Genomic DNA, 15,845 nt, shown 5'->3' on the forward strand with positions numbered 1-15,845 from the left:
GAACGATCACTTTGACAAAGTTCGATGTAATCTTGGACTAAGTATCATGATTCATCTACGATCGATATCCATGCTGCAATTTGCATTCGATTTCCATCTGGATTTCAACACACTATTCGATAGTTTAACGGGATTAACGATGCTCCCCATCTTTCTAGGCTGTACACGGGCAGTCTACAAAGGATTAGACGGTTTAGTGATCACTGGACGAACAATGGATTGGCTCAATGATCTCAAGAGCAATCTCTGGGCTTTTCCACGCGGGATTGAGCGAGACGGGGCGGCGGGTGCAAACTCGATTCGCTGGGTCTCAAAATATGGCAGTGTGGGAGTTGCAGGATGGGACGCTGGCATCTCTGACGGACTGAACGAGCAGGGACTCTTTGCGAATCTGCTGTATCTCGTTGAGAGCGAGTACCCGACTCCTACACCTGATGATTCACGTCAGTCCTTATCTTTATCGCTCTGGGCACAGTATCTACTCGATAATTTCGCAACCGTAAAGGAAGCAGTCACCGCGATCGCACAAGAACCGTTTTACATTGTGCCTGTCACTTCACCCGATGGGAAGCCTGGAACAATCCATCTTTCTATTTCCGATACCTCCGGCGATTCAGCGATCTTTGAATACGTTGAAGGTAAGCTGATGATTCACCACGATCCGAACTATCAGGTGATGACGAACTCTCCGATTTATAGTCAGCAGCTTGCTTTGAATGAATACTGGCGATCGATTGGTGGAACAACGATGCTCCCTGGGACGAATCGAGCCTCTGATCGGTTTGTTCGAGCTTCGTTCTACATCAATGCAATTCCTAAAACGGCAGATGCGATCGAAGGTGTTGCAGGTGTATTTTCAGTGATCCGAAATGCGTCAGTGCCAATGGGAATTAGTACTCCTGATCAGCCAAATATTTCCTCAACCGTTTGGCGAACCGTTGCGGATCATAAAAATAAGCGCTATTTCTTCGAGTCGGTTCGTAGTCCGAATGTTTTCTGGGTCGAGCTAAACAATCTAGATTTCTCCGAAGGCAGTCCAGTGAAAAAGCTGACGCTCACAGATGGTGCAATCTTTGCAGGTGACACCTCAGATCAGTTTGAGCCGACAGAACCAATGAAGTTTTTACAGGTAACTCCCGCTGCATGAAATGAGTGAATCGATCGCACCAGAGCCAAAAATTTGGAGCCGCACTTCTCCGCTGCGGGTGATTAGTCTAACGGTTTGGATGGTTTCCCATAACATTGGAGTCTTGCCCGCGATTATGCCTGCGATCGTGCAAGAGTTTGATTCAAGTATTGGCTCGATTCAAACGGTGCTAGTTTTGTTTTCGCTCACGACTGCCGCGTTTGCGCCCACGACAGAAAACCTCTGCCGCTATTTTGGTCGAACTCCTGTGTTTCTAGCGGGATTGCTGCTGTATGGATTGGGAATTAGTTTGACGGCGCTGAGTTCGTCGATCGTGATTTTGGCACTTAGCTTTGCGGTGTTGACGGGTCTAGCTGCAACTCCGCTAGTCAGTACGCCCTGGACATTCGTCGATCTGATTTACCGAGGAAAGATTGGAGAGCAAGCTACAGTCGGATTGATTGTGGTCTCTACGCTGGGCAGTTTGATGGGATCGCTGCTCGGTGGATTTCTCGCGTCTCAGATTGGTTGGCGTTGGGCATTTTTACCCTCGATCGTTGCGCTGATTTTGATTTGGTTGCGACGACGAACACTGCCGAACATTAGTATTTATTGCCAACAACCGATCGATTGGATTGGTGGACTGCTCTCGTTCCTGGGATTGGGACTGATTCTGAGCGGAGTTAGTCTGGCAATGGAATTTGGCTGGTGGGAGCCGAAGCGAGTGTTTTCAATTGGGCACGTCGTTCTGCCACCGTTTCCGTTGTCGATCGTGCCGACTCTGATTGCTGTTGGATTGATTCTGCTGGGCTTTTTTGCCTTCTGGCAGCGACGACAAGCTAGAAAAGGAGAAGCTTCGATTTTACGAGCAGGCTTGTTACGAAAGCCCGGATTTGTGCTGGGAACGTTGGCAGCGATGATCCATACTCTGATTCTTGCCGGGGTGCAGTTTAATCTATTTCAGTATGTTCCTCTAACCCTAGCGCTTAACCCATACCGCACTGCTTTAACAATCATGCCGTTGAACATTACAAAGATTGTGGTCGTGATTGGAGCGCTGAAGTTCTTGAAACTGGCGAGCGACCGTCATGGAGAAACTGTATTTCAGCGGGTATCACCGAAGTCGATCGTGTTTACTGGAACAGTGCTTTTCGCAGTTGGAATCTTCATGCTGTATCACAGTTTGAGCCTTCGTGTGTCCTCGATCGATTTACTTCCTGGTTTGGTTGTCATGGGAATTGGCTCAGGTTTGTTTAGTCCTTACGTGAGTCGATTGACTTATTCAGCCGCAGAGAACGGCAAAATCGAGGGAACGGGCATCTACAATCCGGTTCAGAATTTAGGGAATTCGTTGGGCAGAGCTATCTTAGGAACATCACTAATCTTCTACACTTCGCGAGGGGTTGTAGATGGTGTGTCACAACAGTTAGGGCAGACGCTCAATCCCGTCGATCGGGTTCGATTGATTGCGACGCTGCAAGAAATGATTCAGACGCTTTCTCGTCGCGACTTGAATACTGCTGTTGTGAATCAAGTGCCTGCATCGGTCGTTCCTTTTCTTCGCCAAATTAGTCAAGAAGCAGCAACTTCAGGACTACAAACTTCTTTGTTGCTTGCGCTGGTGTTTACTGGACTCTGTTTTCTGCTTGCCACGACCTTACCTAAATATCCATCCCGTCAAGAGAACAAGTAACTAACTGTATAAGGAGATTTATCGAAAACAAATTACCCGCTGTCTTCGGCTTCGCTCAGTCAGCTAGAGATCGCGCCCTGAGCGAAGCCGAAGGGCAGTCTTTCAAGCGGTAAGCTCTTTCGTAGAAATCTCCTAAATGCCATAATGAATAGAATTTGCGGCTTGATGATGTTTAGAATTCTCGCGATCGTACTCTGTGCAGTTCTATTGTTTGCTTCACCCGCTTGGGCTGAATCTGCCCAATTATTTGAATTTCACTGCTCAGGCTGCCACGTCAACGGCGGTAACATTGTGCGGCGTGGTAAGACTCTGAGATTGAAAGCATTGGAGAAGAACGGATATGGAACGGTAGATACGATCGCAGAAATTATCACAAACGGGAAAGGCAATATGTCCGCCTACAGAGAGCGAATGAGTGAGACAGAAATTCGGGATTTGGCTCAGTATGTGCTCGATCGAGCAAACGAAAACTGGAAATAAAAAATAAAGCTCGATCGCACAATAGAAAATGAACCTATCATCAAATCGCAAAAACCCAGGTAGAAAACTCACTACCTGGGTTCTTTTCATCCTGCCTTCAAAGGTTTCTCTTCTTCAAAGTCCCTCAAAATGGGGGATTTAGGGGGCACAAGCCGCCCCAAACGAGCCTACCATCCAACCGCCAGCGCACCTGCTAATGCTGCTGCACCAGCCGACACTAAAGCCGTTCCAAACAACCACCAAGCCGCCGATTCTGCTGCTTTGCGAGTTTCTTCAGCTTGCTTCATTGCTTGCCGTCTGACTTCTTCTAAACGATGCTGAGTCTCACTTTGAATCCGTTCTGCCCGACGCAAGACCGACGTTCTCGCATTCTCCACTTGATCGACAATCCGATTCGCTTCCGCTTCAGAGATGTCATCACGAGAAGACAACAGCGCAACCACCGTATCGCGATTGAAGTGCCCTAAGCGATCGCGCAAGGCATCAAATCCAGCCTGCGGATCGTGGAACATTGTGCGAATATCAGTCCGAATGCTGTCATAGTTCAACTCCGGTCGATCGAGCGAATTCAGATAGTTGCGAATGCGATCGAGAATGCCATCAATCACACCTTGAATTCGATGTTGGATCGCGTGGATTTGTGCCATGAATTGTTCACGCACTGACAGCACTTGATCCACAATCCGGTTCGCTTCTTCTTCGCTCATGTCATTGCGTTGAGCCAGCAATGCCACGATCGTCGAACGATCAAAGTGCGATAAGCGATCTGTCAAACTCCCAAAGCCACCTCGTGGATCGCGTAAAAGCAGTTGCAAATCGCGCTTGATGCTATCAGGATCGAGTTCGTCCTTGTGCGTATTCCGCAGATAGTTCTCGAAAGTCGATTGGAAATTTTGCACTCGCTGTTGAGTTCTCGATGCCAAACGACGCGGAGAACGTACCACACTCCGAATGGAAGCTAACGTTTGATCGACTAATTGGTTTGCCTGAGCTTCGGTCAGATCAGGACGTTGTGCTAACAGTTTGATAAGGGTGTCGCGATCGACTTGGGATAGTCTTCTTCTTAAGCGATAAGCTCCTGCTTTCGGATCACTCAGCAAGACGTTGAGATCGCGTTTGATGCCTTCTGGATCAAGTTCGTCGCGGTGTGTGTTGCGAAGAATGTTCTCGATCGCAGAAGTGGCATGATCAACCTGATCTTTCGCGGTGTGAACTGCCATTTGAGGCGCGTGAAGAATGTTATGGCGAACATCTTCAAGCTGAGTCACAATGCGATCGGCTTCTTCAGGAGTCATGTCCTGACGTTGCGATAACAATTGCACAAAGGTATCGCGATCGAAATGACTCAGGCGCGACCGGAGTGCACTCGCTCCCGCTTGCGGATCATCGAGCAATGTGCGGAAATCGCGCTTGATGTCGTCTGGATTGAGTTCAGATTTGTTGGTGTTTCGCAGATACGATTCCACTCTCAGGCGTAACGCTTCTGCTTCAGAACGAACGCGATTTTGAGCTTCCTGAGCCGAATTGAGAACACGATCGCGAGTGCCTTCAAATTGGCTCACAATGCGATCGGCTTCTTCAGGAGTCATGTCCTGACGCTGCGACAACAATTGCACCAAAGTATCGTGATCGAAGTGACTTAAGCGATTCTTGAGAGCGTCGTAACCAGCTTCGGGGTCTTCGAGCAGCAGTGAAAGTTCTCGCTCGATCGCATCCGGGTTAAGTTCATCTTTGTGGGTGTTTCGCAGATAGTTCTCAACACGGCTCCGGACATCCGTTGTTTCTCCCTGTTCTTCAGCCAGTTGAACTTGACCGAGAATCGAGGTGCGAACGGTTTCGAGTTGATCTGCAATCTCAGCGACTCGTGCAGGCGGTAAGTCTCCACGTTGAGTTAAGAGACTGACAAAATCACCACGGGTCAGACGTTCGAGTTCCCGACGAACAGCACCTGGATCAGCTTCCGGATCGTAAAGTACTTCGCGGAATTCAGTGTCCAATGTTTCCCGGTTGAAGTGCCAAGCATAGGTATTCAGCAGATAGTTCTCGACATCGGATTTGATCGGACTAAAGTTAGAAGAGACTTTCTGAGTAGCTTGCTGTGCACCGGACATCACTTTATCGCGAGCCGTCTGAATCTGTCCGATGATCTTCTCAACATCGAGATCATGCAGGTCGGTACGTCCGACGACTGTTCCCATCAGAGTCGAGAAACCCATTTGCATGGCTCGATCGATTAAGCTCGGTGATTGACCTGGCTTCGATCCTTGTTGAGTCATCGTTGAGAACGCATCTCGCATTCCAGACATTTGGTCTTGCTGCGTGTTCTGCAACGTTTGACCCTGACGACGCAACTCCTCGGTCAATTGATCCAAACGACGATTCAGATCATTGACATTGACTTGCCCGGATTGAACAGTCTTCAGGTATTCAACCAATTCTTGAGTCGGATCTTTGCGTTGCTGATAGCGTCCGATCGTATCTTTCCACACGGCATCCAACTGATCGACTAATCGATTCGCATCGCGTTTGGATAAGTCAGTTCGTTCGCTGATCAACCGCAAGAAAGTATTACGATCGACATTCCGCAATCGTTCGATCACATCTGCGGGCGAACCTCCACCCATAATATTTTGCAGTTCTGGATCATTCACCAATCCTTCGAGTTCACGGCGGACTCGACCGAAATCCATTTGTGCTGGACGGAGCCGCTCAATGTAGTCTTCGAGAGAATCGCGAATATTGGCAGGATCGATCGCCGATCCCAATTCGCGTCGAACGGCTGCCGCTGCTGCTTCTGCGGTCGAAACCACTTGCTGATTTACCGCTCTAGCTCCGAATGCTGCGGTCGCGGTTCCCACTAATGATTGAAACCCAGAGGTTGCAGCATTGACGACTGAACCGACGAGCGATCCAACCGTACTCGAACTGACCCAAACGAGAATCGTGAAATATGCTGCCCAAATTACGAGACCGACGATCGCACCTAACCCCGCAGTCGTCAGTAAGCTCAATTTCACCGCTAATAGACAAGCGATGAACAGTGAAATCGTGACTGTAATCAATGTCCAGAGTCCGACCGCAAGCCCGATCTTTTTAATCGTTCCGCCACCATTACTACTGGAATGATGATGTGAACTGTGATGATCATCCGAGGAGTGTCCCAGATATGAGATACCCGCTGCTACGGATAGGTTTGTGAACAGTAATTGAAATGCAAACGCTAATACAATTCCTGAAATTAAAGCAACGAAAAATCGAGGACCAGAGAACACCAAAGCGGCTTCCTCCGGGGTTGTCACGCCTCGATTGATTGGAACTTGTGCCAGGATCTGACCGAGTTCCCATGTTAAATTTGCGACTTGACTCATAGAAATTCCCTCATCAGACTCCGCCCAACACAAGTAACTGTGTCAGTGAGGCTGTCATTTTGAAACACTACTTTAGATGCCAGAATCGCCTACCGATGGGGAGAGTATCATCTTTCGGAGGGGGTAGGGGGGATCGACTGAAAGTAGGAACTTCAAAGGAGTGGGGAGTGGGGGGTGGGGGGTGAGGTATTTATTTAGACGGAATGAGAGCGGTGACGACGCGATCGAGTCCAACAGCGCGAGAAGCTTTGAACAGTAGTCGATCCCCAGGTTGGATTAGGTGATTTAGTCGATCGATTACTTCTGTATACGTGGTAAAAGTTTCAGCAGGAATCGGAGAAGCAGCACATTTCATTGCTTTCGCTTCGTCAGGGTCAGCAAGGATGAGTAATCGATCGAGTTTCAAATCTTTGACTTGTTCTCCGACTTGGCGATGATATTGAATTGACCAATCGCCCAGTTCTTTCATCGTTCCAAGTACCGCAATTTTGCGATCGCCTTCGGTTTGCGCGAGTAATTTCAATGAAGCTAACATCGATTCCAATCCGGCGTTGTAGCTCTCATCCAAAATCACCACATCATTAGAGAGTTCATATCGTCTCGATCGTCCTCCCAGCAATTCAACTTCAACTCCCGAAGTCAGTTTAGAAGCGTCTAGATTTAATGCTTGAATCACTGCTAATGCTGCTAGAAAATTCAGCGCATTATGTTCACCGGGAAGTGGTAAGGGGAATTGATCATTTCCAACTTTCAGCGTTTCAGTATCGATTAACTGTCCTTGCAAATCGCCGCCTTGCAATCCATAAGTAATCGATTTCCCTTGCCAAACTGTTTTCGCCGTTTCGAGTAGCAAAGGATTATCGTGATTGAGAATTGCGACTGAATCCTTCGGCATCTCTTCTAAAAGTTCACATTTTGCTTGTGCGATCGCTTCTCTCGATCCCAATCTCCCAATATGCGCCGTTCCCACATTTGTAATCACGCTAATATCAGGACTTGCAATCTGAGAGAGCAGCGCAATTTCTCCTAACGCTCTCATTCCCATCTCAATCACAGCAAAATCATGATCAGAGTTCAATTCCAGTAGCGTTTTCGGAACTCCAATTTCGTTGTTGTAATTTGCCTGCGTTTTATGTACTTTTCCGTACTTTGATAAAACCGCTGCAATTAATTCTTTAGTTGTTGTTTTACCAACCGATCCAGTAATCGCAATAATCGGAATCTTAAACTGTTTGCGCCACCAATGCCCGATCGCTTGATACGCCTGTAACGTATCCGACACAATTAGTACAGGCAAATCACCCGCCTCAAACTGAGAATCGACAATTGCCGCGATCGCGCCTTGTTCGATTGCCGATCGTACAAAATCATGTCCATCAAATCGCTCACCCCGCAACGCCAGAAAAACCTCACCCAGTTGAATCGATCGCGTATCCGTTGTAATGCCTTTGGCATCCGATCCGAGTAGATTTTGAGAAGATGCCCCAAGAATTGCGATCAACTGATCTAACGTTGCGTGAAACGACATGAAAAATTCTCTGGAAATTGATAAGGTCTGCGTGTACCGCGTTTCAGTATACAGCCTCGGTCAAATCAGAATGAGGTGAAAAATCTGCGATCGACCCTGCAAAACTGACGAACTTCGCAATTCTGAAAAATCTTTGTCACGATTTCGCCACTTCTCTGCTATTCTGAATAAGGCTTAGGCGGATGTGGCGGAATTGGTATACGCGCACGCTTGAGGTGCGTGTGGCATTGCCTTGCGAGTTCGAGTCTCGCCATCCGCATATAGTTAGATGGGGAAGCTTACCACTTCCCCTTTTTGTTTTTAAAAGATATTGCAGGCTTTTTTGTGAATTAGTAGAACAAGTATACTGAATTTAATGATTCAGCTTGAAAAATGTCTACTCGCTTGGAAAGATGGAAAAGTTTGCTGGAACAGGTAGAAGTCAAATTAAATACACTAGCCTTTAATTTAACGACTCTCACTATTGTAAGCGCTGAAGATTTGGCAATATTTGAATCGCTTCTTAACATCATGCTCCCACTTGGATACAAAGAGTTCTGTCAAACATTTGGAGAGGGCTCCTTTGGGCAAGGTTTTATTTGCATTGACTGTCCAAACGTTGAACATTTCAAAATCCAAGCTAAATCAAACACAGAAATTATTGAAGCTTGCAAATCGTCGTTTCGAGAGGCTCCCCTTACTCAAGCGCTACTTAATCACGCCTATCTATTTGGATTGGGATCAGGAACACTACTCGTTTTTGATTTGAATACTTATGAATCTAATGATCGAAGCTATGACATATACGCGATCGACGAAAACGGCGACGCTCATCAAATCGGCAGAGATTTCTACAATTTTGTGACTAACTTTTGTCTCGGTACAGAATTAGAAACAAAGTTCCCCTTACTTGCCAGCACAACAATGGGATACGATCGCCAAGAACCCAGAAATCAATTCACTGCGACTCAATCAAAATGGGTGCTAGATTAAGCAAAAATTAGCGATCGTCGAAATTGAATTAAGTTGACATCAGGTATTTGTGACCTGATAACGATATCCCGGTGGACAACTTCCAATCTGAAAAATAGCAGCGCTTACTCGTCGAGCCATTGTATGCCTCTAAAGCGGTGGTGCGATCGCAATGGCAACGTCATTCCTACTGGAGCCGAACGCGCTGAAGCAGCAGAATCACGGGCTGAAGACGCTGAGGCGAAAGCGCAACGACTGGCAGAACAACTTCGATCGATGGGAATTGATCCAGACGAAATCTAAGAGAGCTAACGAATTATGAACAAATGTTGCAATAGGTAGATCTAAGCGTGAAACCTTAGACAGAGTTCGCTACGCTCTAAGATAGAGAAGGAGGAATCAATCCATGACGACTGTGCCTGACAGCATTAGCTTACTAGATTTATCAAAACTGTGGATTCAGAAAGCATTAGAAGAGATTGCAGCAGAAAATCAGCAGGCTGAAGAAGAGATCGAACTGGAAGAAGAGTAATCTTCACCTTAGAATTCAAAAAATTTGATGGTCTAGAACTGTAGATCTACAAGGCTGAAGAGGTTTTGCAGATTTACAGATCTAGACCATTCGCTTTAAGAGAGTGTTTGAAAAGTATCGTTGATTGCATGACTCGCCCCGGAATGAATTCGGGGCTAACAGAACAAAGTCCACTGAAGGGGACTAATAACAAGATTAGGTAAGGTCTTCAGTCCTTTTCAAAGGACTTCGCACCGATAGCCCCGACTTCCAGTCCGGGGCGAGATGGAACGAAGCGAGAAAGCTTTTTATGCTTTTCAAACCCGCTTTAAGAGCGATCTTTCGATAACAGATAATCGATCGAATAATTTCCGCCTCCTCCGATCGTATACAACAGATAGATCAGCAGATAAAGCGAAGCGGTTTCTAAAGGTCCAATATCCAATCCAGTCTTTTTCAGATGAAAGTAAACCGCGATTAACATTGTGAATGCGAGTGACACAGCACTAATTCGAGTGAGAAATCCAAAGATTAATAAAATCGACGAACCGATTTCCGCGAAGGCTGCACAGTAAGTAAAGAATACCGGAAACGGAAAGCCAATCACCGTCATCACATGATCCACAAAGCCCTGCACATCCGCCAACTTACTAAAGCCATTGTGAATCATCAAAGCGCCCACGACGACGCGCACCGTCAGCCAAGCCGCTTGAAAGGTCGGATTCGGGCTAAGGTCAGAGTGTAAAAGAGAAGAAAGAATCGATCGTTGCTGAGACTGTGTAACGGTCATTGTCGGTTTCTCGCATACAGTTCTTGAATTTTAACGAACAATCGAGGTCTGAAATCGTAACATAACTCAACCCCGGTTTTTAGGGTCTGCCATAAGATAAAAAAAGAAGTCTTTAGATAGACGGTCGCCGCAATCCGCTGCTGCTACCGTTAACGGATAAGTAAACATCACTCAATTTCAAGCAAGGGATAAACGTATGTCGCACTTTAGTACACTCCGCAGCAAGATCACCGATGGCGAACTGCTCAAAGCTTCGTTGCGCGACCTTGGTTTCACAGTTGAATCAAACACCGAAGTTCGTGGAATGGGTTGTCAGCGCGTCCATGCTGACATTGTTGCTGTATTGGATGGCAGCTATGACATTGGTTGGGTACATAACGAAGATGGTACATACAGCATCGTGGCGGATCTGTGGGGTGTTGCAAGAAAGCACAACCTTGCAGAACTCATGACCTCTGTGAACCAAAAATATGCGGTACAGCAAACTCTGAGTGCAGTTGCAAAACGCCCTGGTTTGCAAAATGCGAATATCCAAGTGAAGGTTCGCGGCTAATTGCCCAACTTTTAGAAATCACTATAATCCTTTACGGAGTCCTAGTTGCACTCCGTAAAGGATTATTTTTTGAGCAGCTCCAAAAAATCTATCTCAAGATGCTTCGGAGCTACTACGGGTAAAAGCTAATCTGTGCAAGGACGATCGAGGTAACTTATGGTAGATGCAATTTTGGCGAGATCGAATGAACTCAAACAAGCGCTGACGGATTTTGTCTATGATGCAGAAGGTGAGTTAGCGATCGCGTTTGAGAAATTTGTCGCGGACAGGTTAGCTCAATCACAATCGAAAGAGACTAAACACCGAGATACTGTGGTGGATATCTTTCTCACGCATGGACAGGTTGGCACGAAAACCCCGCTGGAATTGTTTATCGAACAAGAACCGGAATTATCAGAGAGCGATCGACAATTGCTCCTAAACTGGAAGCGCAACTTTTCAGGATTGTTCGCGATTCAAGAAATCTTGCCGGATGGTTTCAAAGTGATGAACTGGCTCACCACCAAAATGTATATTGTGAAGCCCAGTGACTTAGAAGCGATGTCGCGATTAAAGCAAGGAGAAATGCTAGTCACGCGAATTGCACCTGTAGAGGACTATTGGACGATTTTTAGTCCGTATGTGCAGTTTGGGAATTTAGGAAAACCAAAGTTAGCAGTCGCGATCGGCAATTTTCGTCAGAACTATAAATCTGATCTCTATGGGGATGCTCCTGAACTCTTAGAAGAAGCTTGGAAATCGGTAGAGCGCTATCACCAGGACTTTCTCGACTTTTTTGGGAGCGATCAAGTTACGATGTCGGGCTATCACTTGGGCAAAAAGATTGCTGAGTTTCAAGAATTTCTCACTCAGAGACGGATGGACGAGGTGGGACTTGATTCTAATAAATCGCTTGCAGAACTCGCTCAAGAGGCAGGAATGAGCGACGAAGAACTGACCGAAATGGCGGAAGCAATGGGACTCGATGCTGAATCTGCTGCCAAAATGGTTCAGAACAAAGCAGCGGCAAAAATGGTAACACCGCAAGTTGATCTACCGCCAGAGTTGAAAAAAGCTGAAGAAGTAACAGTTCTTGCACATCCGCGTTGGGGACAGATGTTGCTGACTACCTACACGCAGTTTGAATCAGTGTTAAACGCTGAAGATTGGAAATCTATCAAAGGTGCAGATAAGCTGATTCGGAAGTATCTTACTGATGCTGAAGTGAACTATTTTGTTTGGCATCGGTTAACAGAACAGTATCCGACTCAGTTAGAGAACTTGCTGCGATCGTTTCTCGATCGACCAGAGTTCACCCTTGAGAAAGATCTCGATCCACTGTTGCAGGAATACCATAAACTTTTAGTGCCTGAACTTCCAGACATTGCTAGTGTTCCGCTGCATTTGCATAATCTCTTCCAGGAAGCATTAGCAGAAGTGAGTAAAACCAAGGCAAAAGAGAAAGCAAAACAGCCATCAAAAGGATTCAAACGGGGTTAGATTGTGCGATTAAAGTCTCGAACCAACGATCGATTATGGATTGGTGTTGCTCTAATCTTCTACTCGTTCGTTGCGATCGGGATCGCTGAAGGGGGCTTGGGTGTTCTTCTACCCTCAATTCTTGAAACATACAATCTCACACCTGGAACAGTAACACTATTGTTCATTAGTCAAGTTACGGGATATGCGATCGCGGCAACGACGACAAGTTTACTGACGCATCGATTCGGATTAGCTCGAACAATGTTAATTGGTGCAATCTTGCTCACCAGTGCTTTGAGTCTTTATGCTTCAACAACTCATTGGACGGTGATGATTGCAACCGGATCATTGTTAGGATTTGGGATTGGACTGATCGATGCAGGTGGCAATACGTTTATTGCAAGTGATCAACGCAATGCGAATTTGATGGGATTGCTTCATGCGTTTTACGGTGTAGGAGCGCTTTCGGGTCCAGCATTAGCGACAACATTACTGACTTTTGGAGTTCAATGGCGGCAGATTTATGGCGTGATTTCGATTATTGTAAGTTTGTCGATCGTAGGATTACTCTGGGCTGTTTCGCATCGATACTCACCGTTACAGCAAAAATTCATCGGTGAAAACAGTGGTCGATCTAACCTTGCAGCAGCAGCGAAAAATCCGCTTGTGGTTGTTTCCGCGATTTTATTAGCAATCTATGTCGGAACTGAGGCAGGCATCGGAAACTGGGCATACACGGTACAGCACGTTAGCCGAGGAATTCCAACTCAGATTTCAGGCTACAGCGTTGCAGGCTATTGGGTTGGATTAACGATCGGGCGATTGAGCTTTGGACAATTAGTGAACCGACTAGGAGCCAATCGAACAATCACTTATTCTTTAGTATTACTAATGGTTGGATTGTTCATCTGGTGGCAAATTCCAGGTGCATGGCTAGTCTTGCCAGTGTTAGGATTTGCACTTGCAACAATTTTTCCCGCAATCATGTGGTTGACTCCGCAACGAGTCGATCGAGCAATTGTTCCAGCCGCGATCGGCATTCTTGCGAGTATGGGCAGTGTTGGAGCCGCGATCATTCCCACTGGAATTGGCTGGATTGCAGATCAGGTGGGGATTGGTGTGATTCCGGGACTGATGTTACCGTTCGCGATCGTCATGTTCGGTTTACATAGCTGGTTAAAAGCTCAGAGATCATCGATCGCTTAAGAATTTTGAATCTAATCCACTCGAACTTCTGCTCTAGTGATGGGTTGAGAATGTCCAAATTTGTGTAGTGGATGAACGCCGTTGAAAAACTCATTGGGAATCTATCCTATGAGTTTCATATTTTCTTGTTCTACTGTGATGGCACATTAATCTCTGCTGCGCCCTAGCTTTGCTAGTGGCAAAGGCAGCTTAGGTTTTCGAGTGGAATTCGGGACTACACAGACAAAGTACGCCACGCACTAACAGCCTTTTTTCTTAGTTCACGAAGGTGGACTTCGTTTGCATAGATCTTTTGTATAGATCTTTTGTATAGATTTTTTCTCGAATTTTGACACATTGCGGAATTCTTCGGCAGAATAGCAAGAGTTGTGAGGTCAGGAGAAGCAATCTGTGATCGAAAAAATTGGGATCGGAGTCGCGTGTTTTACGATCGCGTTTGTTCTCGCGAGTTTGGTCGAATATTGGGTGCACCGATTAATGCACAAGCCCTACAAATTAGGAGAACGGCATCGCGACCATCATCGACGCAATGAAGGACAAGGGGTGCTTTGGGAATTTTTCGACTATCTCAAAGGCACAGTTTTGATCATGGGACTGTTATTTTTTGTCTCATTTGAGGCGGGATTCGGATGGTTCTTGGGCGGATTAGTCTATGCTGCCTTCTCGTCTTATGCTCATCAACTTCAACACGAGAATCCGACAAAATGCTTTTGGATGAAGATGCCTGTGCATTATGTCCATCACAAGTACGGAATGTGGCATCACAACTTTGGACTAGCTGTGGATTGGTGGGATCATGTCTTTGGCACTTACAAGCCTGTTGACTGGCTGACTGAGCAAGAATTGAGCCAGCCCGATCGCAGTTATTTCCAACTCCGCTGGTGGTAATCAAAAACCGCGATCGCGAATGGTGAAATGCGATCGCAGTTTTTGATTTATGGAGATGTGGTTGGAGAAGCGGTTGGGCTAACGGTCGGGGAGACGGTAGGCGAAACAGTTGGGCTAACAGTAGGCGAAACAGTTGGGCTAACGGTAGGCGAAACAGTTGGACTGGTTTCTGTTGTTGTTCCCCCTGTGCCTGTTCCCCCTGTGCCTGTTCCCCCTGTGCCTGTTCCAGTTGTTCCACAAGCACTAAATAGCAGTGAGAAACTGAACAGCGATGCCGACAATGCAACTATCTTCTTCATAACTCCTCGTGTGAGTGAAAAAACGATTTATTTTTTGAAGCAAACTGATTGCTGACGTTATTCTGGTAGGCTCTGTTCTGGAGTACGTCTACCAAATTGTATAGATCTACACTCCTCTAGAACTAACCCGCGATCGTCTCCGCGATCGTCTCGGTTGCCAAAATAGCGGAATTGCATTCATAAAGCGCATCGTGCTACTGACAAATCGTTCTTCGGCACTTTCCGCTTCGCGATGTCCCAAGCTACGAAGACCATTCAAATCGAGAAAGCTAAACACCACTTTCGAGAAGAATGGCACTAAGCAAAATAGGAAAGTATCCACGTTTTGATCAAATAATCGTAATCCTGAAGGTCCTAAAATCCAGATCAACGGATAGCAAATCCAAGTAATCGTAAAGAAAGTAGTCAATCCATTGTAAAAGCGAGAGAGTTCCGCATCGCCTCTAGTCTTATCTTTAAGCGGTCCCCAAATCCCCCAAAGCACAACCAAGAACGCAACACAGCCGATCGTATACCAGAGATAGCGCACCCAAGGTACGTTTGAAAGATCTGCAATCAATCCGGTCACAATCACAATGACCTGAGTTGCCATCAATGAGAAGGTAAGTGTCCAATCTTTTGACTTATGATGGTGCATTGCTGTCCAGGATAAAGACAGTAATAGCAGCGGAGTGGTCACAATCCAATCTGCATATCGAGCAAAGTGCGTAATTTGTCCTGCAACTTCAATCTTCCCCATTTCCAGACCGTTGCCGCTGGTCGGTACAGTCATGAGCAAATACATCAACCCTGACCAGATTGGAATAAAAGTTGCAACAAAATACTCTAGTTTCGGAAGCCCTTTTGGATCGCGTCCTAGCAATGCAAAATAGATTGCACCGATCGACATTCCACCAATGTAAAGCCAGTGCCACAGGCTCTGCCAATCCATATCTCATTCCTCCAGTAAACTTTAGTTACGCAAATCCAAATATCAATTTGTCTAACCGTT

15 protein-coding genes and 1 tRNA gene are annotated in these 15,845 nt (G+C 46.3%); 12 read left to right on the forward strand and 4 right to left on the reverse strand.

Going from position 1 to position 15,845, the window contains the following annotated elements; genetic code table 11:
• Nucleotides 1–46 precede the first annotated feature (46 nt).
• From ACQ4M5_RS05035 to ACQ4M5_RS05045, 3 genes are all read left to right on the forward strand, one after another.
• The gene (locus ACQ4M5_RS05035) at nt 47–1,147 is read left to right on the forward strand and encodes a linear amide C-N hydrolase (RefSeq protein WP_430674515.1); all 1,101 of its coding nucleotides are present in this window, start codon (nt 47–49) and stop codon (nt 1,145–1,147) included.
• A gap of 1 nt (nt 1,148) precedes the next feature.
• Entirely contained in the window at nt 1,149–2,819 is a 1,671-nt protein-coding gene (locus ACQ4M5_RS05040; RefSeq protein ID WP_430674516.1) for an MFS transporter, read from the forward strand.
• Between the two features lie 144 nt (nt 2,820–2,963).
• Entirely contained in the window at nt 2,964–3,299 is a 336-nt protein-coding gene (locus ACQ4M5_RS05045) for a c-type cytochrome (RefSeq protein WP_430674517.1), read from the forward strand.
• A 167-nt stretch (nt 3,300–3,466) separates the two neighbouring features.
• Here the strand turns inward: ACQ4M5_RS05045 and ACQ4M5_RS05050 are convergent, their stop codons facing one another.
• Both ACQ4M5_RS05050 and ACQ4M5_RS05055 read right to left on the reverse strand, forming a co-directional pair.
• On the reverse strand, nt 3,467–6,667 hold the full coding sequence (locus ACQ4M5_RS05050) for an MFS transporter (RefSeq protein ID WP_430674518.1): 3,201 nt from the start codon (nt 6,665–6,667) through the stop codon (nt 3,467–3,469).
• A 190-nt stretch (nt 6,668–6,857) separates the two neighbouring features.
• A complete protein-coding gene (locus ACQ4M5_RS05055; protein WP_430674519.1) occupies nt 6,858–8,195 on the reverse strand; it encodes a UDP-N-acetylmuramoyl-tripeptide--D-alanyl-D-alanine ligase in 1,338 nt (445 codons plus the stop codon).
• 178 nt (nt 8,196–8,373) lie between these two features.
• Here ACQ4M5_RS05055 and ACQ4M5_RS05060 point away from each other — a divergent pair.
• The 4 genes from ACQ4M5_RS05060 to ACQ4M5_RS05075 all read left to right on the forward strand — a co-directional run bounded on the left by ACQ4M5_RS05060 (nt 8,374) and on the right by ACQ4M5_RS05075 (nt 9,678).
• Nucleotides 8,374–8,454: transfer RNA gene (locus ACQ4M5_RS05060), tRNA-Leu, on the forward strand.
• A gap of 113 nt (nt 8,455–8,567) precedes the next feature.
• Nucleotides 8,568–9,167, forward strand: a complete 600-nt coding sequence (locus ACQ4M5_RS05065; RefSeq protein ID WP_430674520.1) for an SMI1/KNR4 family protein — start codon at nt 8,568–8,570, stop codon at nt 9,165–9,167.
• A gap of 123 nt (nt 9,168–9,290) precedes the next feature.
• The gene (locus ACQ4M5_RS05070) at nt 9,291–9,449 is read left to right on the forward strand and encodes a hypothetical protein (protein ID WP_430674521.1); all 159 of its coding nucleotides are present in this window, start codon (nt 9,291–9,293) and stop codon (nt 9,447–9,449) included.
• 103 nt (nt 9,450–9,552) lie between these two features.
• A complete protein-coding gene (locus tag ACQ4M5_RS05075; protein ID WP_430674523.1) occupies nt 9,553–9,678 on the forward strand; it encodes a hypothetical protein in 126 nt (41 codons plus the stop codon).
• Between the two features lie 307 nt (nt 9,679–9,985).
• Here the strand turns inward: ACQ4M5_RS05075 and ACQ4M5_RS05080 are convergent, their stop codons facing one another.
• Complete coding sequence (locus ACQ4M5_RS05080; RefSeq protein ID WP_430674524.1) at nt 9,986–10,447, reverse strand: DoxX family protein; 462 nt, start codon at nt 10,445–10,447, stop codon at nt 9,986–9,988.
• A 196-nt stretch (nt 10,448–10,643) separates the two neighbouring features.
• Here ACQ4M5_RS05080 and ACQ4M5_RS05085 point away from each other — a divergent pair, with 196 nt between their 5' ends.
• The 5 genes from ACQ4M5_RS05085 (at nt 10,644) to ACQ4M5_RS05105 (ending at nt 14,909) form a co-directional block, all read left to right on the forward strand.
• On the forward strand, nt 10,644–11,000 hold the full coding sequence (locus ACQ4M5_RS05085; RefSeq protein ID WP_430674525.1) for a DUF1257 domain-containing protein: 357 nt from the start codon (nt 10,644–10,646) through the stop codon (nt 10,998–11,000).
• Nucleotides 11,001–11,156: 156 nt separating this feature from the next.
• Nucleotides 11,157–12,479 carry a hypothetical protein gene (locus ACQ4M5_RS05090; protein ID WP_430674526.1) on the forward strand — a complete coding sequence of 441 codons (1,323 nt, stop codon included), beginning with the start codon at nt 11,157–11,159 and terminating at the stop codon, nt 12,477–12,479.
• A 3-nt stretch (nt 12,480–12,482) separates the two neighbouring features.
• Nucleotides 12,483–13,667 (forward strand): MFS transporter, encoded by a 1,185-nt coding sequence (locus tag ACQ4M5_RS05095; RefSeq protein WP_430674527.1) that lies wholly within the window; start codon nt 12,483–12,485, stop codon nt 13,665–13,667.
• 390 nt (nt 13,668–14,057) lie between these two features.
• The gene (locus ACQ4M5_RS05100; protein WP_430674528.1) at nt 14,058–14,555 is read left to right on the forward strand and encodes a sterol desaturase family protein; all 498 of its coding nucleotides are present in this window, start codon (nt 14,058–14,060) and stop codon (nt 14,553–14,555) included.
• A gap of 27 nt (nt 14,556–14,582) precedes the next feature.
• On the forward strand, nt 14,583–14,909 hold the full coding sequence (locus tag ACQ4M5_RS05105) for a hypothetical protein (RefSeq protein WP_430674529.1): 327 nt from the start codon (nt 14,583–14,585) through the stop codon (nt 14,907–14,909).
• 51 nt (nt 14,910–14,960) lie between these two features.
• Here ACQ4M5_RS05105 and ACQ4M5_RS05110 read toward each other — a convergent pair whose 3' ends face one another.
• On the reverse strand, nt 14,961–15,785 hold the full coding sequence (locus ACQ4M5_RS05110) for a bacteriorhodopsin (protein ID WP_430674530.1): 825 nt from the start codon (nt 15,783–15,785) through the stop codon (nt 14,961–14,963).
• Nucleotides 15,786–15,845 lie beyond the last annotated feature (60 nt).

This window comes from Leptolyngbya sp. AN10 (assembly GCF_050565645.1).
GTDB lineage: Bacteria > Cyanobacteriota > Cyanobacteriia > Leptolyngbyales > Leptolyngbyaceae > Leptolyngbya.

Coding starts and splice junctions, on each gene's coding strand:
- ACQ4M5_RS05045 (WP_430674517.1), top strand. CDS start 2,964: ATGAATAGAATTTGCGGCTTGATGATGTTTAGAATTCTCGCGATCGTA.
- ACQ4M5_RS05085 (WP_430674525.1), top strand. CDS start 10,644: ATGTCGCACTTTAGTACACTCCGCAGCAAGATCACCGATGGCGAACTG.
- ACQ4M5_RS05035 (WP_430674515.1), top strand. CDS start 47: ATGATTCATCTACGATCGATATCCATGCTGCAATTTGCATTCGATTTC.
- ACQ4M5_RS05105 (WP_430674529.1), top strand. CDS start 14,583: ATGCGATCGCAGTTTTTGATTTATGGAGATGTGGTTGGAGAAGCGGTT.
- ACQ4M5_RS05050 (WP_430674518.1), bottom strand. CDS start 6,667: ATGAGTCAAGTCGCAAATTTAACATGGGAACTCGGTCAGATCCTGGCA.
- ACQ4M5_RS05075 (WP_430674523.1), top strand. CDS start 9,553: ATGACGACTGTGCCTGACAGCATTAGCTTACTAGATTTATCAAAACTG.
- ACQ4M5_RS05080 (WP_430674524.1), bottom strand. CDS start 10,447: ATGACCGTTACACAGTCTCAGCAACGATCGATTCTTTCTTCTCTTTTA.
- ACQ4M5_RS05110 (WP_430674530.1), bottom strand. CDS start 15,785: ATGGATTGGCAGAGCCTGTGGCACTGGCTTTACATTGGTGGAATGTCG.
- ACQ4M5_RS05055 (WP_430674519.1), bottom strand. CDS start 8,195: ATGTCGTTTCACGCAACGTTAGATCAGTTGATCGCAATTCTTGGGGCA.
- ACQ4M5_RS05090 (WP_430674526.1), top strand. CDS start 11,157: ATGGTAGATGCAATTTTGGCGAGATCGAATGAACTCAAACAAGCGCTG.
- ACQ4M5_RS05040 (WP_430674516.1), top strand. CDS start 1,149: ATGAGTGAATCGATCGCACCAGAGCCAAAAATTTGGAGCCGCACTTCT.
- ACQ4M5_RS05070 (WP_430674521.1), top strand. CDS start 9,291: ATGCCTCTAAAGCGGTGGTGCGATCGCAATGGCAACGTCATTCCTACT.
- ACQ4M5_RS05065 (WP_430674520.1), top strand. CDS start 8,568: ATGTCTACTCGCTTGGAAAGATGGAAAAGTTTGCTGGAACAGGTAGAA.